Source organism: Streptomyces sp. DT224 (assembly GCF_049844595.1).
Lineage (GTDB): Bacteria > Actinomycetota > Actinomycetes > Streptomycetales > Streptomycetaceae > Streptomyces.
Map to the genome: position 1 here is coordinate 411235 of NZ_JBNCLI010000006.1, position 18087 is coordinate 429321.

General features: G+C 72.1%; 12 protein-coding genes. 6 read left to right on the top strand and 6 right to left on the bottom strand.

Annotation, left to right across the window (positions count from 1 at the left end):
• Nucleotides 1-66: 66 nt before the first annotated feature.
• A complete protein-coding gene (locus tag ACLQ2N_RS17705) occupies nucleotides 67-2529 on the bottom strand; it encodes a serine hydrolase (protein WP_425814003.1) in 2463 nt (820 codons plus the stop codon).
• 193 nt (nucleotides 2530-2722) lie between these two features.
• Between ACLQ2N_RS17705 and ACLQ2N_RS17710 the strand changes: the two genes are divergently transcribed.
• From ACLQ2N_RS17710 to ACLQ2N_RS17725, 4 genes are all read left to right on the top strand, one after another.
• Nucleotides 2723-3445, top strand: a complete 723-nt coding sequence (locus ACLQ2N_RS17710) for a GOLPH3/VPS74 family protein (protein WP_425814004.1) — start codon at nucleotides 2723-2725, stop codon at nucleotides 3443-3445.
• A gap of 221 nt (nucleotides 3446-3666) precedes the next feature.
• Nucleotides 3667-4524, top strand: a complete 858-nt coding sequence (locus tag ACLQ2N_RS17715; RefSeq protein ID WP_425814005.1) for a helix-turn-helix domain-containing protein — start codon at nucleotides 3667-3669, stop codon at nucleotides 4522-4524.
• A gap of 208 nt (nucleotides 4525-4732) precedes the next feature.
• Nucleotides 4733-4933 (top strand): DUF397 domain-containing protein, encoded by a 201-nt coding sequence (locus ACLQ2N_RS17720; protein ID WP_425814007.1) that lies wholly within the window; start codon nucleotides 4733-4735, stop codon nucleotides 4931-4933.
• A 444-nt stretch (nucleotides 4934-5377) separates the two neighbouring features.
• Nucleotides 5378-6973, top strand: a complete 1596-nt coding sequence (locus ACLQ2N_RS17725; protein ID WP_425814009.1) for a sodium:solute symporter family protein — start codon at nucleotides 5378-5380, stop codon at nucleotides 6971-6973.
• On the opposite strand, the gene ACLQ2N_RS17730 is transcribed toward ACLQ2N_RS17725, so the two are convergent.
• The 4 genes from ACLQ2N_RS17730 to ACLQ2N_RS17745 form a co-directional block, all read right to left on the bottom strand.
• Nucleotides 6961-8073 carry an ADP-ribosylglycohydrolase family protein gene (locus ACLQ2N_RS17730; protein WP_425814011.1) on the bottom strand — a complete coding sequence of 371 codons (1113 nt, stop codon included), beginning with the start codon at nucleotides 8071-8073 and terminating at the stop codon, nucleotides 6961-6963. The genes ACLQ2N_RS17725 and ACLQ2N_RS17730 overlap by 13 nt on opposite strands.
• 196 nt (nucleotides 8074-8269) lie before the next feature.
• Nucleotides 8270-9544: a S8 family serine peptidase gene (locus tag ACLQ2N_RS17735; protein ID WP_425814013.1), complete on the bottom strand. Its 1275-nt coding sequence runs from the start codon at nucleotides 9542-9544 to the stop codon at nucleotides 8270-8272.
• A gap of 5 nt (nucleotides 9545-9549) precedes the next feature.
• Complete coding sequence (locus ACLQ2N_RS17740; RefSeq protein ID WP_425814015.1) at nucleotides 9550-12132, bottom strand: bifunctional FO biosynthesis protein CofGH; 2583 nt, start codon at nucleotides 12130-12132, stop codon at nucleotides 9550-9552.
• A gap of 36 nt (nucleotides 12133-12168) precedes the next feature.
• Nucleotides 12169-13602, bottom strand: a complete 1434-nt coding sequence (locus ACLQ2N_RS17745) for a serine/threonine-protein kinase (protein WP_425814017.1) — start codon at nucleotides 13600-13602, stop codon at nucleotides 12169-12171.
• A gap of 249 nt (nucleotides 13603-13851) precedes the next feature.
• Between ACLQ2N_RS17745 and helR the strand changes: the two genes are divergently transcribed.
• On the top strand, nucleotides 13852-16050 hold the full coding sequence (gene helR, locus ACLQ2N_RS17750; RefSeq protein WP_425814019.1) for an RNA polymerase recycling motor ATPase HelR: 2199 nt from the start codon (nucleotides 13852-13854) through the stop codon (nucleotides 16048-16050).
• A gap of 127 nt (nucleotides 16051-16177) precedes the next feature.
• The gene (locus tag ACLQ2N_RS17755; RefSeq protein ID WP_425814021.1) at nucleotides 16178-17602 is read left to right on the top strand and encodes an ATP-binding protein; all 1425 of its coding nucleotides are present in this window, start codon (nucleotides 16178-16180) and stop codon (nucleotides 17600-17602) included.
• 24 nt (nucleotides 17603-17626) lie between these two features.
• Here the strand turns inward: ACLQ2N_RS17755 and ACLQ2N_RS17760 are convergent, their stop codons facing one another.
• Entirely contained in the window at nucleotides 17627-18046 is a 420-nt protein-coding gene (locus tag ACLQ2N_RS17760) for an ATP-binding protein (RefSeq protein WP_425814023.1), read from the bottom strand.
• Nucleotides 18047-18087: the final 41 nt, after the last annotated feature.

The window sequence follows — 18087 nt, forward strand, 5'->3', positions numbered from 1 at the left end:
TACGGAAAGGGCGTGCGGCCCGGAGGGGGTGCGGGGCAGCCGTGGGGGCGCCCCGCACCGCGGTCCTCAGCCGACGCGGGTCAGCTTCTGGCCGAACGTCGGATCGGACAGGTCCTGTGCGAGGGCGACCGGCGCACTGACCCTGCCGGTGCCGCTGCCCACGGTCACCACACCCACCTCGGTGCCCGCCTTCATGCTGCGGGAGATCTTCTTGCCGTTGCCCTCGACGGAGAGCTCCACCTTCAGACCCGGCCACCCCTTCGCCTTCAGGTCGGCGGTCGCGACCACCGGCGTGCGGCCGCCGAACCCGTCGTCCACGTACCCGACGACGTCGCCCTTGTGGACCACCTTGGCGGAGGTCACGGCTTCCTGGGCACCCTTGATCAGCTTGAGGCTGTTGTTCACCGCCCTCACGAGGCTGTCGTAGGGCTGGCCCGTTCCCGCCTGCTGCCCCATGACCGCGCCGTATATCCACAGCTTCTTGCCGTCCACCACGGTGTTGGCCGACCAGATCAGGTTGCCGCCGGCCGGAGTGGACGAACCGGTCTTGATGCCGCTCACACCGGGCTCCAGCAGGATGGTGTTGTTGTTGTAGATCATCGTGTCGATGCCGTCGATCTTGATCTGCGGGGTGTCGACGATCTCGCGGAACACCTCGTTCTTCATGACGGCGCGCGCCAGTTTTAGCTGGTCGTCGGCGGTGGAGACGGTCGTCTTCTTCAGACCGCTCGGGTCGGTGTACGTGGTGTGGGTCATGCCGAGCTTCTTCGCCGCGTCGTTCATCTTCTCGACGAAGGCGGCCTCGGAGGAGGAGTCCCAGCGGGCGAAGAGACGGGCCGCGTTGTTGCCCGAGGGGATCATCAGCAGTTGCAGCATCTGCTTCTCGGTGAACTGCTGTCCCTTGCTGATCGGCGCCGTGGACTCGTCCTCGGCCTTGGACTCGTCCTCGGCCTGCTGGTCCACCGTGATCTTCTCGCCCTCGTCCTTGGCCGTGAGCGGGTGGCCCTGGAGGATCACGTACGCCGTCATGATCTTGGCGACGCTGGCGATCGGCGCGGGCTTCTGCGCTCCGGACGAACCGAGCGAGCCGACGCCGTCCACGGTGACCGCCGACTGCCCCTGCGACGGCCAGTCGAGCTTCACCTCGCCGCCGCCGAAGGTGTACGTCTCCTTCGCGGTCATCGCGAGCGACGGGTCCGGCAGCGGGCGCACCATCTGCACGATCGCAAACACGAGGAGCAGGAGGAGGACGAGCGGTGTCCAGATCTTGACCCTGCGCACCGCCGTGCGGACCGGGGTCTCCGGCGGCGGCGGGGTGTTCGTCAGCTCGGCGAGCAGGTCGAGCGGCGGCTTCGGCGGCATCGGCTGCTGCCGGGTCCGCTCGGCGCCGCTGAGGGCGGCGGGCTGCCCGGTGACGGGGCTCTCGGGCCGGCGCGGGGCCGGCGCCGGCGCCTGGCGTACGTCGTCGGAGCGCAGGGGTACGAACTGGCTGGTGCGCTCGGTGAGCGACTCGGCCTCGGCGGCGACGGGCTCCCCCGACGGCGACCGCTTGATCTTCAGCGCGGTGGTCGGCTGGTCGACCTTGGGCAGGCGGGGGGCCTTGAAGACGGCGGTGGGCTGATCGACGGGCGGCTCGGCGGCAGGCTTCTTCGCGGCGGTCTCGTCGTCGGCGGGCTTCTCGTCGGCGGGCTTCTCGTCGGCGGGCTTGCCGTCCGCCGCCTTGCCGTCGGCGGGCTTCTTCCCGTCGGCGGCGTCGCCGTCGGCCGGCTTCTCGTCCGCCGCCTTGCCGGCGGCGGGCTTCGTCGCTTCGGCGGCGGGCTCCGGCTCTGCGCCGGTGACGGGCTCGGGCTTCTTCCCGGTGTCCGGCTTCTCGCCGCTCTCCGGCTTCTCGTCGGTCTCGGGCTTCTCGTCGGTCTCGGGCTTCTCGTCGGTCTCCGGCCTCTTCCCGGTGTCCGGCTCCTCGCCGGTCTCGGGCTTCTTCCCGGTGTCCGGCTTCTCGTCGGTCTCGGGCTTCTTCCCGGTCTCCGGCTTCTCGCCGGTCTCCGGCTCCTCCTCGCGGGAGCGGGGTACGCGGGGCTCCTCGTCCGGGGCGTCGGACTCGTCGGTGTCCTTCTCGCCCTCGTCCGCCGTCGACACCCAGGCAGCCACCGCCGCCCGGAGGCGCGCGTCGCCCTCCTCGGGCCCGGCGCCCTCCGCCTCGGCCTCCGCGGCCTCGGGGGCCTCGGCGGCCGTCTCCGGGCCGTCCGTGGCCGCCTCCGGGGTCTCAGCGGCCCTCGGAGCGCTCTCGGCGGCCTCCGGGGCCGCCCCCGCGTCCTCGTCCTCGTCCGGGCCGGCGACGGGCTCCCCGGCGGCATCGGCGGTCGCCGGCTCCTCCGCCGTACCGGAGTCCGTACCGGAGTCCGCACCGGCCTCCGGGCCGGAATCCCCAGCGGTCCGTTCACGGAAGACGTCGAGCCGCGGATCGCGCTCGTTCCGAGTCGTTCCCGACGACTGCTGCTGCTCCGACTTGTCGGGGGACTCGCCCGCCACCGATGCCTCCTCCATGCGGCGCGGGGAACCCCCGCGCTGTCCGAACCATCTACCAGTGTCCCGTGTGAACCCTTGGCCGGGCTGCTAGACGAGAACGACATAGCTACTGGTTCCCGTACAAAGCCACCAGGCACCCTCGACAGAGGGATGTGAGAGGGGTCACCCTGTCATTCATCCACGCGGGGAGGCATGGATGGGCAGGAGCCGCAGAACAATTCCGGAGGAGCTTCTGCTGCTCGCTCTGGACCCGACCACGGGTACCACAGCGCAGCCGCAGTCGCTCGACCTCGGCCTCGCCGGGGCCCAGCTAGTGGAGCTGGCCCTGGCAGGACGGATAGCCCCAGACGGGGATCGTATCGCCGTGGTGATGCCACGGCCGACAGGAGATCCGACCCTGGACTCCGCACTGGAACTGCTGCGCAGGCGCGGCAGTCCGGTCCGGGCGGTCCACTGGATCGGCGGACCCCGGCTGGGGCTCCGCCAGATTTACCTCGCTCATCTGGAGCGGTGCGGCATGGTGCATGCCGTCGCGGGCCAGATGTGCGGAGTGCTGCCGACGACTCGCTACCAGGCGACGGACACGGCGATCAGCCGGGACATCAGGGCCAGGCTGGACAGTGCGATCCGCACCGGCGTACCGCCGGACCCGCGGACCGCGGCGCTCGCCGCACTGGCCCACGCGGTCGGACTCGGCAAGCACCTGTACCCCGGGAACGAGGGGCGTTCATCGCGCTCCCGGCTCCGGGACCTGATCAGGCACGACCCGATGGGCGGCCTCGTGGCGCACGCCGTGATGGACGTGCAGAACGGGGCGGTCGCACAGCCGCGCCGCGCTCAGGCGGCCGGCGTTCCGTTGCAACCGCAAGTACCGTCGCCGTCACGGCGCGACAGCATGGCGCACACCGCGGCCCACTAGGACCGCTACCGCACCACCCGTACCACCACGTCAACAACCGAAGATCGCCGCACCGTTGTCAGCCAGACCCGGTCCGGGAGCCGCACCAGGCGCGGGGCAGTCGGTATCACCGACTGCCCCGCGCCGCTGTGTGTGGCCGTTTCCCAGCGCGGCCGGGCCCGGGGGTGGCAATCTGCTCAGCAGTAGATACGCACAGCTACATAGCCGGAGGTGCCGTTTCCGTGCCGTCCAACGTCAATCCCACCGTCAGGCGACGCCGGTTGGGACAGGAATTGCGCCGACTGCGCGAGGTCAAGGGAATGACCGCCGAGGAGGTGGCGGACCGGCTGCTGGTCTCGCAGTCGAAGATCAGCCGCCTGGAGAACGGCCGCCGCTCCATCAGCCAGCGCGACGTCCGCGATCTCTGCGGGGTGTACGAGGTCGAGGACCGCCGCCTGGTCGACTCGCTGATGCAGATGGCCAAGGACTCCCGCCAGCAGGGCTGGTGGCACGCGTTCGGGGACATCCCGTACAGCGTGTACATCGGCCTGGAGACCGACGCGGCGTCCCTGCGGGTGTACGAGTCGCTGATCGTCCCCGGCCTGCTGCAGACGCGGGAGTACGCGCAGGCGGCGATCGAGGGGATGTGGCCGGAGGCGACGCCCACCGAGATCGACAAGCGCATCCAGATCCGCATAAAGCGTCAGGACCGCCTGACCGATCCGGTCGAACCGCTGCGGTTCTGGGCCGTGATCGACGAGGCCGTGCTCCGCCGTGTCGTGGGCGATCCGCAGACCATGGCGGACCAGTTGAGGCACCTGGCCGAGCTGAGCCAGCTGCCCCACGTGACGCTCCAGGTCCTGCCGTACACCGTCGGGGCGCACCCGGGGATGTACGGGAGCTACACGATCCTCGAATTCCAGGAGGACATGGACGCGAGCGTCGTCTATCTGGAAGGCATCACCAGCGACCTGTACCTGGAAAAGGCGCCCGACGTTCAGAGTTATGCCGTGATGTACGAACATCTGCGCGCGAAGGCGCTGAGTGCCGAGCAGTCCCGCGCGTACATTCTCCAGGCCGCGGAGAACTGCGGAGCGTGACGAATTCCGCGCCCGCCACGGGCATTCCCGGGGCGGCGCGGAAGATACACCTCTGCCAGGTCGTGCCGGAAGACCACCAAGGCGCAAGTCATCCGAACGAGTGAACGCCGCTGACGCTCGATGATGTTGCGGCGTAGCGTCCTCACAAGTCGCTGGGCGCAGCGGCTGGGCGCACCGCCCAACGACCGGCACAACCATCGGAGTCATTATGGCGATTCGGCAGAACGCACTGACGGAGTGGACCAAGTCCTCCTATTCCGCGAATGGGAATTGTGTGGAGGTCAAGGCGGCGAAGGGGCACGCCCTGCTGGTCCGCGACTCGAAGAGCGTGAGCAGCGGAGTCCTGGACTTCTCCGCGAAGACCTGGTCGGCGTTCGTCCTGGACGTCTCGCGCACCGCCGGCTTCTGACACCGCGCGACCCGGCCGCGCGCTCGCGCCGCGGCCCGCACCAGGCCCTCTCGACCGGCCCGCCGTCCTGGCCGAGAGGGCTTTCGCCGTTTCCGGGCCGGATTCACGGGCCGGATTCTCTGGCAGTTCCCCTCCTTCTCGACCGCACGGGACCCGCATCCCGTGCGGTCTTCTTCGTGCTTCCCTGCGCTCACAGCCTGGCGAAGCGCCCGCTCATCGTGTGGCCGCCGTCACGTTCACGACAACGCTTCCGTGGGTCAAGAACACGTAAAATCGTTCCTCTTGCTGATCTGCGTTCACATCTATGACCGAAAGGGTTCTTGACCGGGGTACCGAGCAGACGGTTCAATCCCCCCAGTCCCCGCTCCCGCACGGGGCGCCGCTGAGCGGCCGTACTGGCGAAGTGCGCACCCCGTTCACAAGGCGGACCCCGGGAGGGGACATATGAACAGTCTCGACTGGGTCGTGCTCATCGGCTACTTCGGCGTGATGATCGCGATCGGCATCTGGTCCCACAAGCGTGTCGACAACGTCAGCGACTTCTTCACCGCGGGCGGCAGGATGCCCTGGTGGCTGTCCGGCATCTCGCACCACATGTCGGGGTACAGCGCCGTGATGTTCACGGGCTACGCCGGCATCGCCTACCAGTACGGCGTCACCTCGTTCGTCACCTGGTCGCTGCCGATCGCGATCGGCATCGGTATCGGCGCGAAGCTGTTCGCGCCCCGGCTCAACCGGCTGCGCTCGCGGCTGTACGTGGCGTCCCCGCTCGAATACCTCAAGAACCGCTACAACGTGCCGACCCAGCAGGCGCTGGCCTGGTCCGGGCTGCTGCTGAAGATCGTGGACGTCGGCGCCAAGTGGGCGGCCATCGCGACCCTGTTGTCCGTCTTCACCGGGATCACCCTCACCCAGGGCATCTTCATCACCGGCCTCATCACGGCCGTCTACTGCACGGTCGGCGGCCTGTGGGCGGACGCGCTCACCGAACTGGGCCAGTTCGTCATCCAGTTGTTCGCCGGGCTCGCGATGCTCATCACCGCGATGCACGAGCTGGACGGCTTCAGCACCCTGTGGACCGTCTGGGACAAGCTGCCCGAGGGCCACGCGGACCCGACGGCCGGCCCGTACACCGTGACGTTCCTGCTGGCGTACCTGTTCATCAAGACCTTCGAGTACAACGGCGGCATGTGGAACCAGGCCCAGCGCTACATGGCCACGGACTCCGCCGCCTCCGCGACCCGTTCGGCGCGGCTCTCCGCCATCCTGTGGCTGGTCTGGCCGACCGTCCTCTTCTTCCCGATGTGGTGCGCCCCGCTGCTGGTGGACGCGCAGAAGCCGGACGCCTCCGACAGCTACGCACTGATGACCGAGCAGCTGCTGCCGCACGGGCTGCTGGGCCTGGTGATCGTCGGGTTCTTCTCGCACACGATGGCCATGTGCTCCTCCGACGCCAACGCGATCGCGGCCGTCTTCACCCGGGACATCGCCCCGGTGTTCTCCAAGGCCGCCCGCAACTGGAACGCCCGGGCCGGGCTCCTGGCCGCGCGCCTGTCCACGCTGGGCTTCCTGGGGCTGTCGATGGCGCTGGCGACGCAGATCAACTCGCCCACGTTCAAGGACATCATCTCCGTCGTCATCAAGTGGGTGGCCGGGCTCATGGGCCCGATCGCGATCCCGTTCATGCTGGGCCTGCTGCGCCGCTTCCGTAAGTCGGGCCCGACGGCGGCGCTCACCAGCTGGGCGGCGGGGCTGCTGGCGTTCTACTTCACCAACTACGACCTGGACGGCTCGGTGAAGGAAGGGGTGGCGCTCCAGTACCAGGTCGCGCTGCCGCTGGCGATCTCGCTGGTGCTGTACATCGTGATCGGCTTCGTGCGCCCCGAGGACACCCCGGAGCGCGACGCGCTGATCGAGCGGATCAACGCGGACGGCGACGGCCCGGCGGCAGCCGGTGCGGCGGCCGTCCCGGCGCAGGGCGGTCCCAAGGACGTCGCGGTCGCCACCGAGGGCACGAAGGGAGACGGTCAGCGCGGGTAGCGGGCCAGCCAGCCCGGGGCGGCTCCGGCCGGGCTGTGCAGGGCGGGCCCCTGGGTCATCTCCATGGCGAAGTCGTCGGCGAGTTCGAGGAGGGTGGCCCGCCCCTCCAGCTCGGCGAGCCAGGCCGGGGGCAGCGCGGTCTCCCCGTGCATCGCGCCCAGCATCGCCCCGCACAGCGCCCCGGTCGCGGCGGACGGCCCTCCGTGGTTCACCGCCAGCCGCAGCCCGTGCCGCACGTCCTCGCCGACGAGCGCGCAGTACACCGCGACCGCCAGCACCTCCTCGGCCGAGTCCGTGACGCCCAGGGACTCGATGAGCGCGGGCCCCGGGATGCCCTGGCGTACGGCGCCGAGGGCGCGGCGCAACGCCTCGGTGACGGGCTCGTGGCCCGGGTGGTCCGCGAGCAGGCCCAGCGCGTGCTGCACGGAGCCGTCCAGGGTCCCGCCGCGCGCGAGACCGTGCACGACGACCGCGAAGGCACCGGCGGAGAGCAGGGCGGTGGGGTGGCCGTGGGTGTGCGCGGCGCACTCGACGGCGAGCTGGAACACGAGCTGCGGCTCCCAGCCGACGAGCAGCCCGAAGGGCGCGGACCGGGTCAGCGCGGCGGCGTCGTGGGCGGCGGGGTACTTGGGCCGGTCCAGGGTCCCCATGATGTCGTCGCCGAAGCCGCCCAGGCATTCCCGGGTGGGGTCGCGGCGGGCGTAGAGCCACTCCTGCCCGGCGAGCCAGCCGTTGTCCGCGCGGCGCTCGTCGGGCCCCCAGTCGTGCTGGGTCGCGGCCCAGCGCAGGTGGGCGCGGTGCACATCGGTGGGCGGGTGCCAGGCGCCGGTGTCGCGGCGGACCTGGGCGCGGATCAGTCCGTCGACGGTGAACAGGGTGAGCTGGGTGGCGGCGGTGACCGTACCGCGCGCGCCGTGGGCGGGGACGAAGCCGGTAACGGCGTCGGGGCCGTGGGCGGCGCGGATCTCCTCCAGGGTGAGGGGGCCGACGCCGGCGCCGAGCGCGTCCCCGAGGGCACCGCCGAGGAGGGTGCCGCGTACCCGGCTGCGGAAGTCCTGCTGCTCGAACCGCCCCCAGACGGCCAACATCCCTGTGCTCACCGCGCCACTCCCGTTGCCGTGGTTTCGTTCCCCTGTGCGACTGTGCGGTAACTGCGCAGCACTGTAATCGAACAGGTGCAGGGACCAAGGGCTTTGTACGGCTCCGAGGCGCATCGAATTCCGGCGAGGATCCGGCGCGGGCGGCCGTCGAGCTCCGGGTGGTCGAGGCGGTGCTGGGGGAGCACGAGGCGTCCGGCTAACGCTCTCGCGTGTAGTCGACGCTGTACGCGGTGATCTGGGGCGGGCGTCTCCTCCGGCGCACGAGGAGGACGGCGCCGAGAGCCACCACCGCGGCCGCGACCGCTCCGGTGACGATCCGGACGGTGCTTCCCTGGCCCCGGTCGGCCCCTTCCACCGCCACCGGGGTGGCGTCCGGCAGCGGCCGCCGCGACGGGCTCCCGGACCGGCTGGGCGTGGACGGCGACGCGGAGGGCGTGGTGGCCTCGTGGGCCGCCACGAGGGGGTTCACGTCGGCCGGGCCCGGGTCGCCGGGGTCTTCGAGGAGGGCGAGGCGGGGGCGGATGGTGCCGTAGCCGAGGTAGCGGCTGGGGACGGTGTCCTCGGTGGGTCGCCCCGCCGTGTTCATCAGGATCCGCAGCACCTGGTTGCCGGTCCAGTCGGGGTGCCGGGACCAGATGAGGGCGGCGGACGCGGAGGCGAGGGCGGTGGCCTGGCCGGTGCCCTGGCTGCGGCAGTAGCCCGGCTTGCCCTCCAGGCAGCGGATCGGGATGTCCACGCCCGGCGCGGCGAGAGCCACTTGGGGCCCGTATGCGGAGAACTTCGTCACCGTGCTGGTCGTGTCGACGGCGCCCACGCCCACGACGCCGGGTATCGCGGAGGGGTAGGTGACGTCGTTTCCGTCCTCACCCGTGTCGCCGGTGTCCGTCAGGAGCAGCTTTCCGCGCCCGATGGCGTAGTCCACGGCTTGCTTGATCGAGTCCCGCTCGTCGTCGTCGATGGAGGTGTGGAAGGACACCCCTATGTCGATGATCCTGGCTTCACTGTCGGCGGCGTACCGAATGGCGTCGACCAGTGCGTCGACGCGCCTGAAGCCCGCCTCCTTGGTCGTGCCCCAGACGGTCAGCGGGAGGATCCGCGCGTCGGGCGCGAGGCCCTTGACGCCCTGGTCGTTCGCCCCGTTGCCCGCGATCAGCATCGCCATCGCGGTGCCGTGCCCGTTCGTGTCCTGGTCCGCGCCGCGCTCGGGCTCCATGAAGTTCTTGCCCTTGAGCACCCTTCCCGTCAGTTCCGGCACGGTGGGGATCACCCCGGTGTCGAGCACGGCGACGGTGATCCCCTCGCCGGTGCTGACCTTCCACATCGCCGGGGCCTGCATCCGGTCCAGATACCACTGCCGCTCGCGCATGGTGTCCGCCGTCGCGGCCGGGGCGACGGTGCCGCCGAGCAGGAGCAGGGCTCCCAGCGCCGAGAGCACCGCCGACGCCCGCCCGCACCGTCCCACTGTCCCCACTTCCCTCAGTCCCCCAGCACCGGCAGCAGCTCCGGCAGGTGCCCGTCCGACGCGCCGGCCGCCGCGACCCGCTCCTCGGGCACCTCCCCGTACAGCGTCGTACGCGGCTTCGCCGGGCGGCCGGCGAGCTCCGCGATGGCCTGCAGGTCGCGGACCGAGCGGTAGGAGCCGTAACTCGACCCTGCCATACGGGAGATGGTCTCCTCCATCAGCGTGCCGCCCAGGTCGTTCGCGCCCGAGCGCAGCATCTCGGCCGCGCCCTCCGTACCCAGCTTGACCCAGCTGGTCTGGATGTTGGTGATGTGCGGGTGCAGCAGCAGGCGGGCCATCGCGGTGACGGCCCGGTTGTCGCGGTCGGTCGGGCCCGGGCGGGCGATCCCGGCGAGGTAGACCGGGGCGTTGGTGTGGATGAAGGGGAGCGTCACGAACTCGGTGAAGCCGCCGGTCTCCTGCTGGAGCGCGGCCAGGGTGCGCAGGTGGCCCAGCCAGTGGCGGGGCTGGTCGACGTGGCCGTACATCATGGTCGAGGAGGAGCGCAGGCCCACCTCGTGGGCGGTCCTGACGACTTCCAGCCAGGTCGCGGTGGGCAGCTTGCCCTTGGTGAGGACCCAGCGGACCTCGTCGTCCAGGATCTCGGCGGCGGTGCCGGGGATCGAGCCGAGACCGGCCTCCTTGGCGGCGGTCAGCCAGTCCCGGATCGACATGCCGGTGCGGGTGGCCCCGTTGACGACCTCCATCGGCGAGAACGCGTGCACGTGGATGCCGGGCACCCGCTCCTTCACCGCCCGCGCGATGTCGAAGTACGCCGTGCCGGGCAGGTCCGGGTGGATGCCGCCCTGCATGCAGACCTCGACCGCGCCCACGTCCCACGCCTGCGCGGCCCGGTCCGCGACCTGGTCGAGCGAGAGGGTGTACGCGTCGGCGTCGGTGCGGCGCTGGGCGAAGGCGCAGAAGCGGCAGCCGGTGTAGCAGACGTTGGTGAAGTTGATGTTGCGCGTGACGATGTACGTGACGTCGTCGCCGACCACGTCGCGCCGCAGCGCGTCCGCGATCCGGCACAGCTCGTCCAGGGCCGGGCCGTCCGCGTGGAGCAGGGTGAGCGCCTGGTCGTCGGTGAGCCGGGTCGGGTCGTCCGCCGCCTGGCTCAGCGCCGTGCGCACGTCCCCGTCGATCCGGGAGGGCACCATCCCGGGGGCGGCCGCCTCGCGCAGCGCCTCCCAGTCCCCGTACACGACGTCGAAGTCGTCGCGGCGGTCGCCGGTGCGGCCCTCCGTGTCGATGGTGCGGTGCAGGTCGGTGCGGCCGGAGGCGTTGAACCCCTCGTCCGGCTCCTGCCAGGGCAGCCCCTGGGGGATCGCGCCCTCGCGGGCGAGCCCCGTCTCCGGGTCGGCGAGCGCGCGCACGTGGGGCAGGAGGCGCGGGTCCAGCCAGGGTTCGCCGCGCTGGATGAACTCCGGGTAGATGGTGAGCCGTTCGCGCAGGGTGAAGCCGGACTCGGCGGTGCGGGCGGCGAGTTCGTCGATGTGCGGCCAGGGGCGTTCCGGGTTCACGTGGTCCGGGGTCAGCGGCGACACCCCGCCCCAGTCGTCGATGCCGGCGCCGATGAGCAGCGCGTACTCCGCGTCGACCAGGTTCGGCGGGGCCTGGATGCGGGCGGACGGGCCGAGGATGTGCCGGGCGACGGCGACCGCGGCGGCCAGCTCCTCCAGCTCCGCGTCCGGCATCCCGCGCATCGCGGTTTCGGGCTTGGCCCGGAAGTTCTGGACGATGACCTCCTGGATGCCGTGGTAGGCGCGGGCGGTCCGGCGCAGCTCGAAGAGGGAGTCCGCGCGCTCCTCGTACGACTCGCCGATGCCGATCAGGATGCCCGTGGTGAACGGCACGTTGGACCGCCCGGCGTCCTCGAGCACCCGCAGCCGCACGGCCGGTTCCTTGTCCGGGGAGCCGTGGTGCGGGCCGCCGGGCTCGGACCACAGGCGGGTCGCGGTCGTCTCCAGCATCATGCCCATGGAGGGCGCGACCGGCTTGAGCCGCTGGAGGTCCGTCCAGCTCATGACCCCGGGGTTGAGGTGCGGCAGCAGGCCCGTCTCCTCCAGGACCCGGATCGCCATGGCGCGCACGTACGCGAGGGTGTCGTCGTACCCCTCGGCCTCCAGCCACTCGCGCGCCTCCGGCCAGCGGTCCTCCGGCCGGTCCCCGAGCGTGAACAGGGCCTCCTTGCAGCCCATCGCGGCGCCCTCGCGGGCGATGGCCAGCACCTCGTCGGGCGACAGGAACATGCCGTGCCCGGCCCGGCGGAGCTTGCCGGGCACGGTGACGAACGTGCAGTAGTGGCACGTGTCCCGGCAGAGCCGGGTCAGCGGGATGAAGACCTTGCGGGAGTACGTGATGACCCCCGGCCGCCCCGCGGCGTCCAGACCGGCGTCGCGCACCCGGGCGGCGGAGGCGGCGAGATCCGTCAGGTCGTCGCCGCGCGCCCGGAGCAGCACGGCGGCCTCCGCCCGGTCGAGGGCGACACCGTCACGCGCACGCTTGAGCGCGCGCCGCATCGAGTTGGTGGTGGGGGGTCCGCTCTGAGGATCGGTCATGTCCCCGAGCATACGAGCGGGTGGCCGTGGCCCCGGCTACGCGTAGTACTCCAGGATCAGCGGCAGGTCCTGGGTCCATTGCCGCAGGCGGGAGCGGTTGCGGGCGGCCAGCGTCCAGGTGTGGACGGCCCCCGCGCGCAGCCGGACGGTGACCACGAGGAGCTTGGGCCCCTGCACCGCGTAATCGACCCGGCCGATCTCGGCCCAGGCGAACTGCAGCTCAAGGCCGTTGGCCGCCTGGAACTCGATCCCCAGCGCGTCGATCACCAGCGAACTGTCCGTGCCGACACCGACGAACCCGATGTCGGTGACGGGCTCGGCGGGCGCCTGCTGCCACGGGCCGCCCTCGGCCGGCCCCCGCGCGTACGGATTGTCGGGGATCGCGGCGGCGGGCGGGTAGGGCGAGGGGGTGTACGGGGAGGGGGCGTAGGGGAACGGGGCCGCGGCCATCGGCGGGTACGGGGACGGGCTCGCGGAGGCGGGGGGATACGCGGGCGGCGCGGGGGCCGCGCCGGGGGGCGGGTAGGCGTACGGCGACGGGGGCGCGTCGGCGGGGTGGCCTACGGGGCTCGACGGGGGCGCGTCGGCGGGGTGGCCGACGGGGCTCGACGGGGTCGCGCCGGCCGGGCTGTGCGGCGCCACGGGCATGGTCGGGACGTATGCCGGGCCCCCGGGCGCGAACAGGTCGAGCAGGGCCTCCGGGGTGGGCCGCCGGGCGGGTTCCTTCTCCAGGCAGGACGCGACGACGTCCCGCACCCCCTCCGGAACCGCGCCCAGATCCGGCGCCTCGTGCACCGACCGGTACATCAGCCCCATGGGCGTCCCGGCCCCGAACGCGCTGCCGCCCGCCGCCGCGACGAGCACGGCGCCCAGGGCGAACACGTCGGCCGGGGCACCGACTTCCAGGCCCTGCGCCTGCTCGGGGGCGAGGAACCCCGGCGTGCCGAAGGCGACCCCGGTCGCGGTGAGCCGGGTCGACTCCAGGGCCCGGGCGATGCCGAAGTCCAGGACGCGCGGCCCGTCCGCCGCCATGATGATGTTGCCCGGCTTGAGGTCCCGGTGGACGAGCCCGCAGCGGTGGATGGCGGCCAGCGCCTCGGCGAGGGCGGCGCCCAGCTGCCGCAGCCGCGCCTCGTCCATCGGCCCCTCGGCGTCCACGAGCGCGGCGAGCGTGGGCCCGGGGATGTAGGCCGTCGCCAGCCAGGGCGCGGGCGCGTCGGGGTCCGCGTCGACCACCGGTGCCGTGTGGAACCCGCCGACGCTCCGGGCGGCCTCCACCTCGGCCCGGAACCGCTCGCGGAAGTGCGGATCGGCGGCCAGCTCGGAGCGCGCCACCTTCACGGCGACCGCGCGCCCGCCCCGGGACCGCGCCAGATAGACGACGCCCATTCCGCCGGCGCCGAGTTCCCGCTCCACGGCGTACCCGCCGACCCTCTCGGGCAGGCCCGCCCCGTCCGTTCCGTACGCCATGCGCTCGGCGCTCCCCCCGTGATCCGGCGGCCCAGTATGCCGTGTGCCTGCCAATGCGCGGCAAGGCGAGCGGGGTGGCAGAGGCGGTGCGGGGGGACCGGGAGTGTTCACCGGCCGGCGCGGGGGGAGAAAGCCACCTCCGGCCACTCTCAACGTATAGCGCAAGGGGGGCCTTGCCGCAAGGCCCCCCTCGTCCCGCACAATCGCTGGTCCGAGCCAGCCATCTGCGGCATTCAGGAGTTATGCGTAGTGCCCGATTCGAGTCCTGTCACCCCCTCCCCCACCCTCACCAACAGCGCCTTCGCGCTGACCGGCGACCGTGCCGAAGCCAAGGCCGACCCCGCCCTGATCGCCGGGGACGAGCGGCACTTCGCGGCGATCGCCCGCTGCCTGGAGGAGACCGTCGCCGAACTGACCGCCGCCCTCGACACCGCCCGCCGCGCCCCGGGCGGCCTCGGCCGGCAAGGGATGGACCGGGACGCGGAGATCCACCGGCTGACCGCCCGGCTGCGCACCCTGCGCCGCTTCGGCCTGGACCTGTGCCTCGGCCACATGGCCGGGGCGGACGGCTCCGCGCCGGTGTACGTGGGGCGGCTCGGCCTCACGGACAGCGAGGGCCGACGCCTGCTGACCGACTGGCGCTCCCCGGCCGCCGAGCCGTTCTTCGGGGCCACGCACGGCAACCCGATGGGCCTGGCGAGCCGCCGCCGCTACCGGTGGTCCGGCGGCCGGGTCAGCGACTACTGGGACGAGGTGTTCACCCCGGACGCCTTCGCCGGGCACGCCGCGCTGGACGACCAGTCGGCGTTCATCGCGAGCCTGGGCACCAACCGGTCGTCCCGGATGCGGGACGTGCTCTCCACCATCCAGGCGGACCAGGACGCGATCATCCGGGCCGGTTCGCGCGGGGCGCTGGTCGTGGACGGCGGCCCGGGCACCGGCAAGACGGTCGTCGCCCTGCACCGCGCCGCGTACCTCCTGCACGCCGACCCGCGCCTCGGGCACCGGCGCGGCGGCGTCCTCTTCGTCGGCCCGCACCAGCCGTATCTGGGGTACGTCGCCGACGTGCTGCCGAGCCTCGGTGAGGACGGGGTGCGGACGTGCACCCTGCGCGACCTCGTCCCGGAGGGCGCGGCGGCCCTGCCCGAGGCCGATCCGGAGGTGGCCCGGCTGAAGGCGTCGGCGGAACTGGTGCGGGCGGTCGAGGCGGCGGTCGCGTTCTACGAGGAGCCGCCGTCCGAGGGCCTGACCGTGACGACCCCCTGGGCGGACGTCCGGCTGACCGCCGCCGAGTGGGCCGTGGCGTTCGAGTCGGCGCCGGGCGTCCCGCACAACGAGGCTCGCGACGCGGTCCTGGAGGAGGTCCTGACGATCCTGGCCGACAAGCACGCGGACCGGCAGGACGAGGAGGTCCCGGACCACCTGGTCCGCCAGGCGCTGCTGCGCGACCGCGAGCTGATGACGGCCTTCGACCGGGCGTGGCCCCTGCTGGAGGCGGCGGACCTGGTCGGCGACCTCTGGTCCGTCCCGGCCTACCTGCGCACCTGCGCGCCCCGGCTCACCCGCGAGGAGGTGGCCCGGCTCCAGCGCTCCGAACCCCAGGCGTGGACGGTCGCCGACCTGCCGGTCCTGGACGCGGCCCGGCAGCGGCTCGGCGACCCCGACGCGGCCCGCCGCCGACGCCGCAACGAGGCGACGGCCGCCGCCGAGCGGGCGCGCCGGGCCGAGGCGATCGACAGCCTCCTGGAGAACGCGGAGATCGACGAGAGCCAGGGCGCGGTGGGGATGCTGCGCGGCCGGGACCTCCAGGACACGCTGCTCGACCCGGACGCGCTGTCCACGGCCGAACGGGACGCGCTGGCGGGCCCGTTCGCGCATGTGGTGGTGGACGAGGCGCAGGAGCTGACCGACGCGGAGTGGCAGATGCTGCTCCAGCGGTGCCCCTCGCGCAGCTTCACGATCGTCGGGGACCGCGCGCAGGCCCGGCGCGGCTTCACGGAGTCGTGGCGGGAACGGCTGGAGCGGGTGGGCTTCGACCGGATCACGCTGTCCGCGCTGACCGTCAACTACCGCACGCCGGAGGAGATCATGGCGGCCGCGGAACCGGTGATCCGGGCCGCCCTGCCGAACGCCAACGTCCCGGTGTCCATCCGCAGCAGCGGCATCCCCGTCGCCCACGGCCCGGCGGCGGACCTGCCCGCCGTCCTCGACACCTGGCTGACGACCCACCCGGAGGGCACGGCCTGCGTGATCGGCGCCCCGGCGGCCTTCCGCCCGCCGTCGCCGCGCGTCCGCGCGCTGACGCCGACGCTGTCGAAGGGCCTGGAGTTCGACCTGGTGGTGTTGGTCGAGCCGGAGCGCTTCGGGGAGGGGGTCGGCGGGGCGGTGGACCGGTACGTGGCGATGACCCGGGCGACGCGGGAGCTGGTGGTGCTGGCGGGGGCGTGAGGGGGCGCTCAGGCGCCTCGGCGCGTTCGCCGCAGGTTGGATCACTCTCCGTAGCGGCCTGTTGCTTTCATTCATGAGAGTATCCTGAATGCAAGTATCCTGGCGCATGTCATGGAGGTGGACTGCCGTGAACGGATTCATCGGACGCCGCACCGAACTCAGTCTTCTGGAAGACCTGCTGCGCCCTGTCACGGACGGCGGGCGTAGCGGGCGTCCGGGACGGGCTGTTCTGATTCGCGGGCGCCGCCGGGTGGGAAAGTCGCGCTTGGTGGAGGAGTTCCTGGAGCAGGTGGGCCTGCCGCATGTGTTCTTTACCGCCGTCGGTGGCTCCCGCGAGGAGGACCTGGCAGGTTTCGCCGCCGAGGTGGCCTCTTCCCCGCTTCCTGACGTGGCCCGGTTCAACGATTTCGCCGCCCCCCTGAGCTGGGACGCCGCACTGACCATGCTCGCCTCCGCGCTGCCCACCGACTCGCCGAGCGTGGTGGTCCTCGACGAAATGCCCTACCTCGTGCGCGAGGACCCGAGCTTCGAGGGAGCGCTCCAGAAGGCATTCGACCGGACGCTGTCGAAACTGCCCGTTCTGCTCGTCCTCATCGGCTCCGACATCGCGATGATGGAACAGCTCAACACCTACGGGCGGCCCTTCTACCAACGGGGGACCGAAATGGTCGTGCCGCCGTTGAATCCCGCCGAGGTCGCCTCGATGCTCGGTCTGCCGCCCGCCGAAGCCTTCGACGCCTATCTGGTGTCCGGTGGCCTCCCGCTCATCCTGGAGGAGTGGCCGGCCGGTGCCGGCCTGTGGGAGTACCTCGAACTGGCCCTCCGCAGACCGACGTCTGCCCTGCTGGTCAGCGGCGAGCGGTCTTTGGCTGCGGAGTTTCCCGTCGAGGCGCAGGCTCGCACCGTCCTTGGTGCCATCGGTCACGGCGAGCGCACCTTCACCCTGATCGGCAGAGCCGCCGGGGGCCTCAACCCCGGCTCGGTGTCCCGCTCGCTGGAGCTCCTCTCCTCCCGCGGCATGGTTGCCGCAGAGCTCCCGCTCTCCACCAGACCCAGCCGGGAGACCCGCTATCGCATCGACGACCCGTACCTGCGCTTCTGGCTCTCCTTCCTCGGCCCGGGCATCCCCGCGATCGAACGCGGCCGGGGCGACCGCGTCCTCGACACCATCCGCGCCCATTGGACGTCCTGGCGGGGCAGGGCCATCGAGCCCGTGATCCGCGAAGCCCTGTGGCGACTCGGCTCCGACGACGGGCAGTTGCCCGCGGGCACCGATGCGATCGGTGGCTACTGGACCCGTACCAACGACCCGGAGATCGACATCGTCGGCGCCGACCGTGCTCCCATCGCCAAGAAGATCACCCTCGTGGGTTCGGTCAAATGGCTGGAGAAGAAGCCTTTCGACCACCGCGACCTCGCCCGCCTCGTCACCCACCGCTCCCAGCTTCCCGGCGCCGACGACACCACCCCCCTGCTCGCCGTCACCCGCAGCGGCTGCACAGCCGACGTCCCCACTCTCACGCCCGAGGACCTCCGCGATGCCTGGGCCTGAACCTGCGACGGGCGGCGCCATGCCTCACCTCCCCGGGGTCACCCGCGCCCACACCGTCTTGCCGACGACCCGCTCAGCCACGCCCCACTCCGCCGCCAGCGCCGCGACCAGGCGCAGCCCGTGCCCGCCCTCGGCCCCGGGGCCGCCCGCGCACAGCTCCGGACGCCGCTCGCCCCGTGCGTCCGATACCTCGATACGGAACCCGCCCGCCTCGGGGGTTACGCGTAGCTCGAAGTCCCGGCCGGTGACGTGGCCGTGCAGCACCGCGTTGGCGGCGAGTTCGGCCACGACCACCGCCACGTCGTCGGACAGCTCGCACCCGTACGGCACGCCCCAGGCGTCGAGTTGCTGCACGGCGAGGCGTCGGGCGAGGCGGGCGCCCCGCCGGGTGGCGCTGAAGCGCTGGACGAACTCGGTACCCACAAGAGTGATTTCGGCGTTCATGTGACCCAGCGTGTCCGCCTGCTCGTACGCTGACCAGCAGT

Excerpts from the sequence above, each read along its gene's own strand:
- ACLQ2N_RS17760 (WP_425814023.1), bottom strand. The coding sequence starts at position 18,046 with ATGAACGCCGAAATCACTCTTGTGGGTACCGAGTTCGTCCAGCGCTTC.
- ACLQ2N_RS17725 (WP_425814009.1), top strand. The coding sequence starts at position 5,378 with ATGAACAGTCTCGACTGGGTCGTGCTCATCGGCTACTTCGGCGTGATG.
- ACLQ2N_RS17745 (WP_425814017.1), bottom strand. The coding sequence starts at position 13,602 with ATGGCGTACGGAACGGACGGGGCGGGCCTGCCCGAGAGGGTCGGCGGG.
- ACLQ2N_RS17720 (WP_425814007.1), top strand. The coding sequence starts at position 4,733 with ATGGCGATTCGGCAGAACGCACTGACGGAGTGGACCAAGTCCTCCTAT.
- ACLQ2N_RS17740 (WP_425814015.1), bottom strand. The coding sequence starts at position 12,132 with ATGACCGATCCTCAGAGCGGACCCCCCACCACCAACTCGATGCGGCGC.
- ACLQ2N_RS17710 (WP_425814004.1), top strand. The coding sequence starts at position 2,723 with ATGGGCAGGAGCCGCAGAACAATTCCGGAGGAGCTTCTGCTGCTCGCT.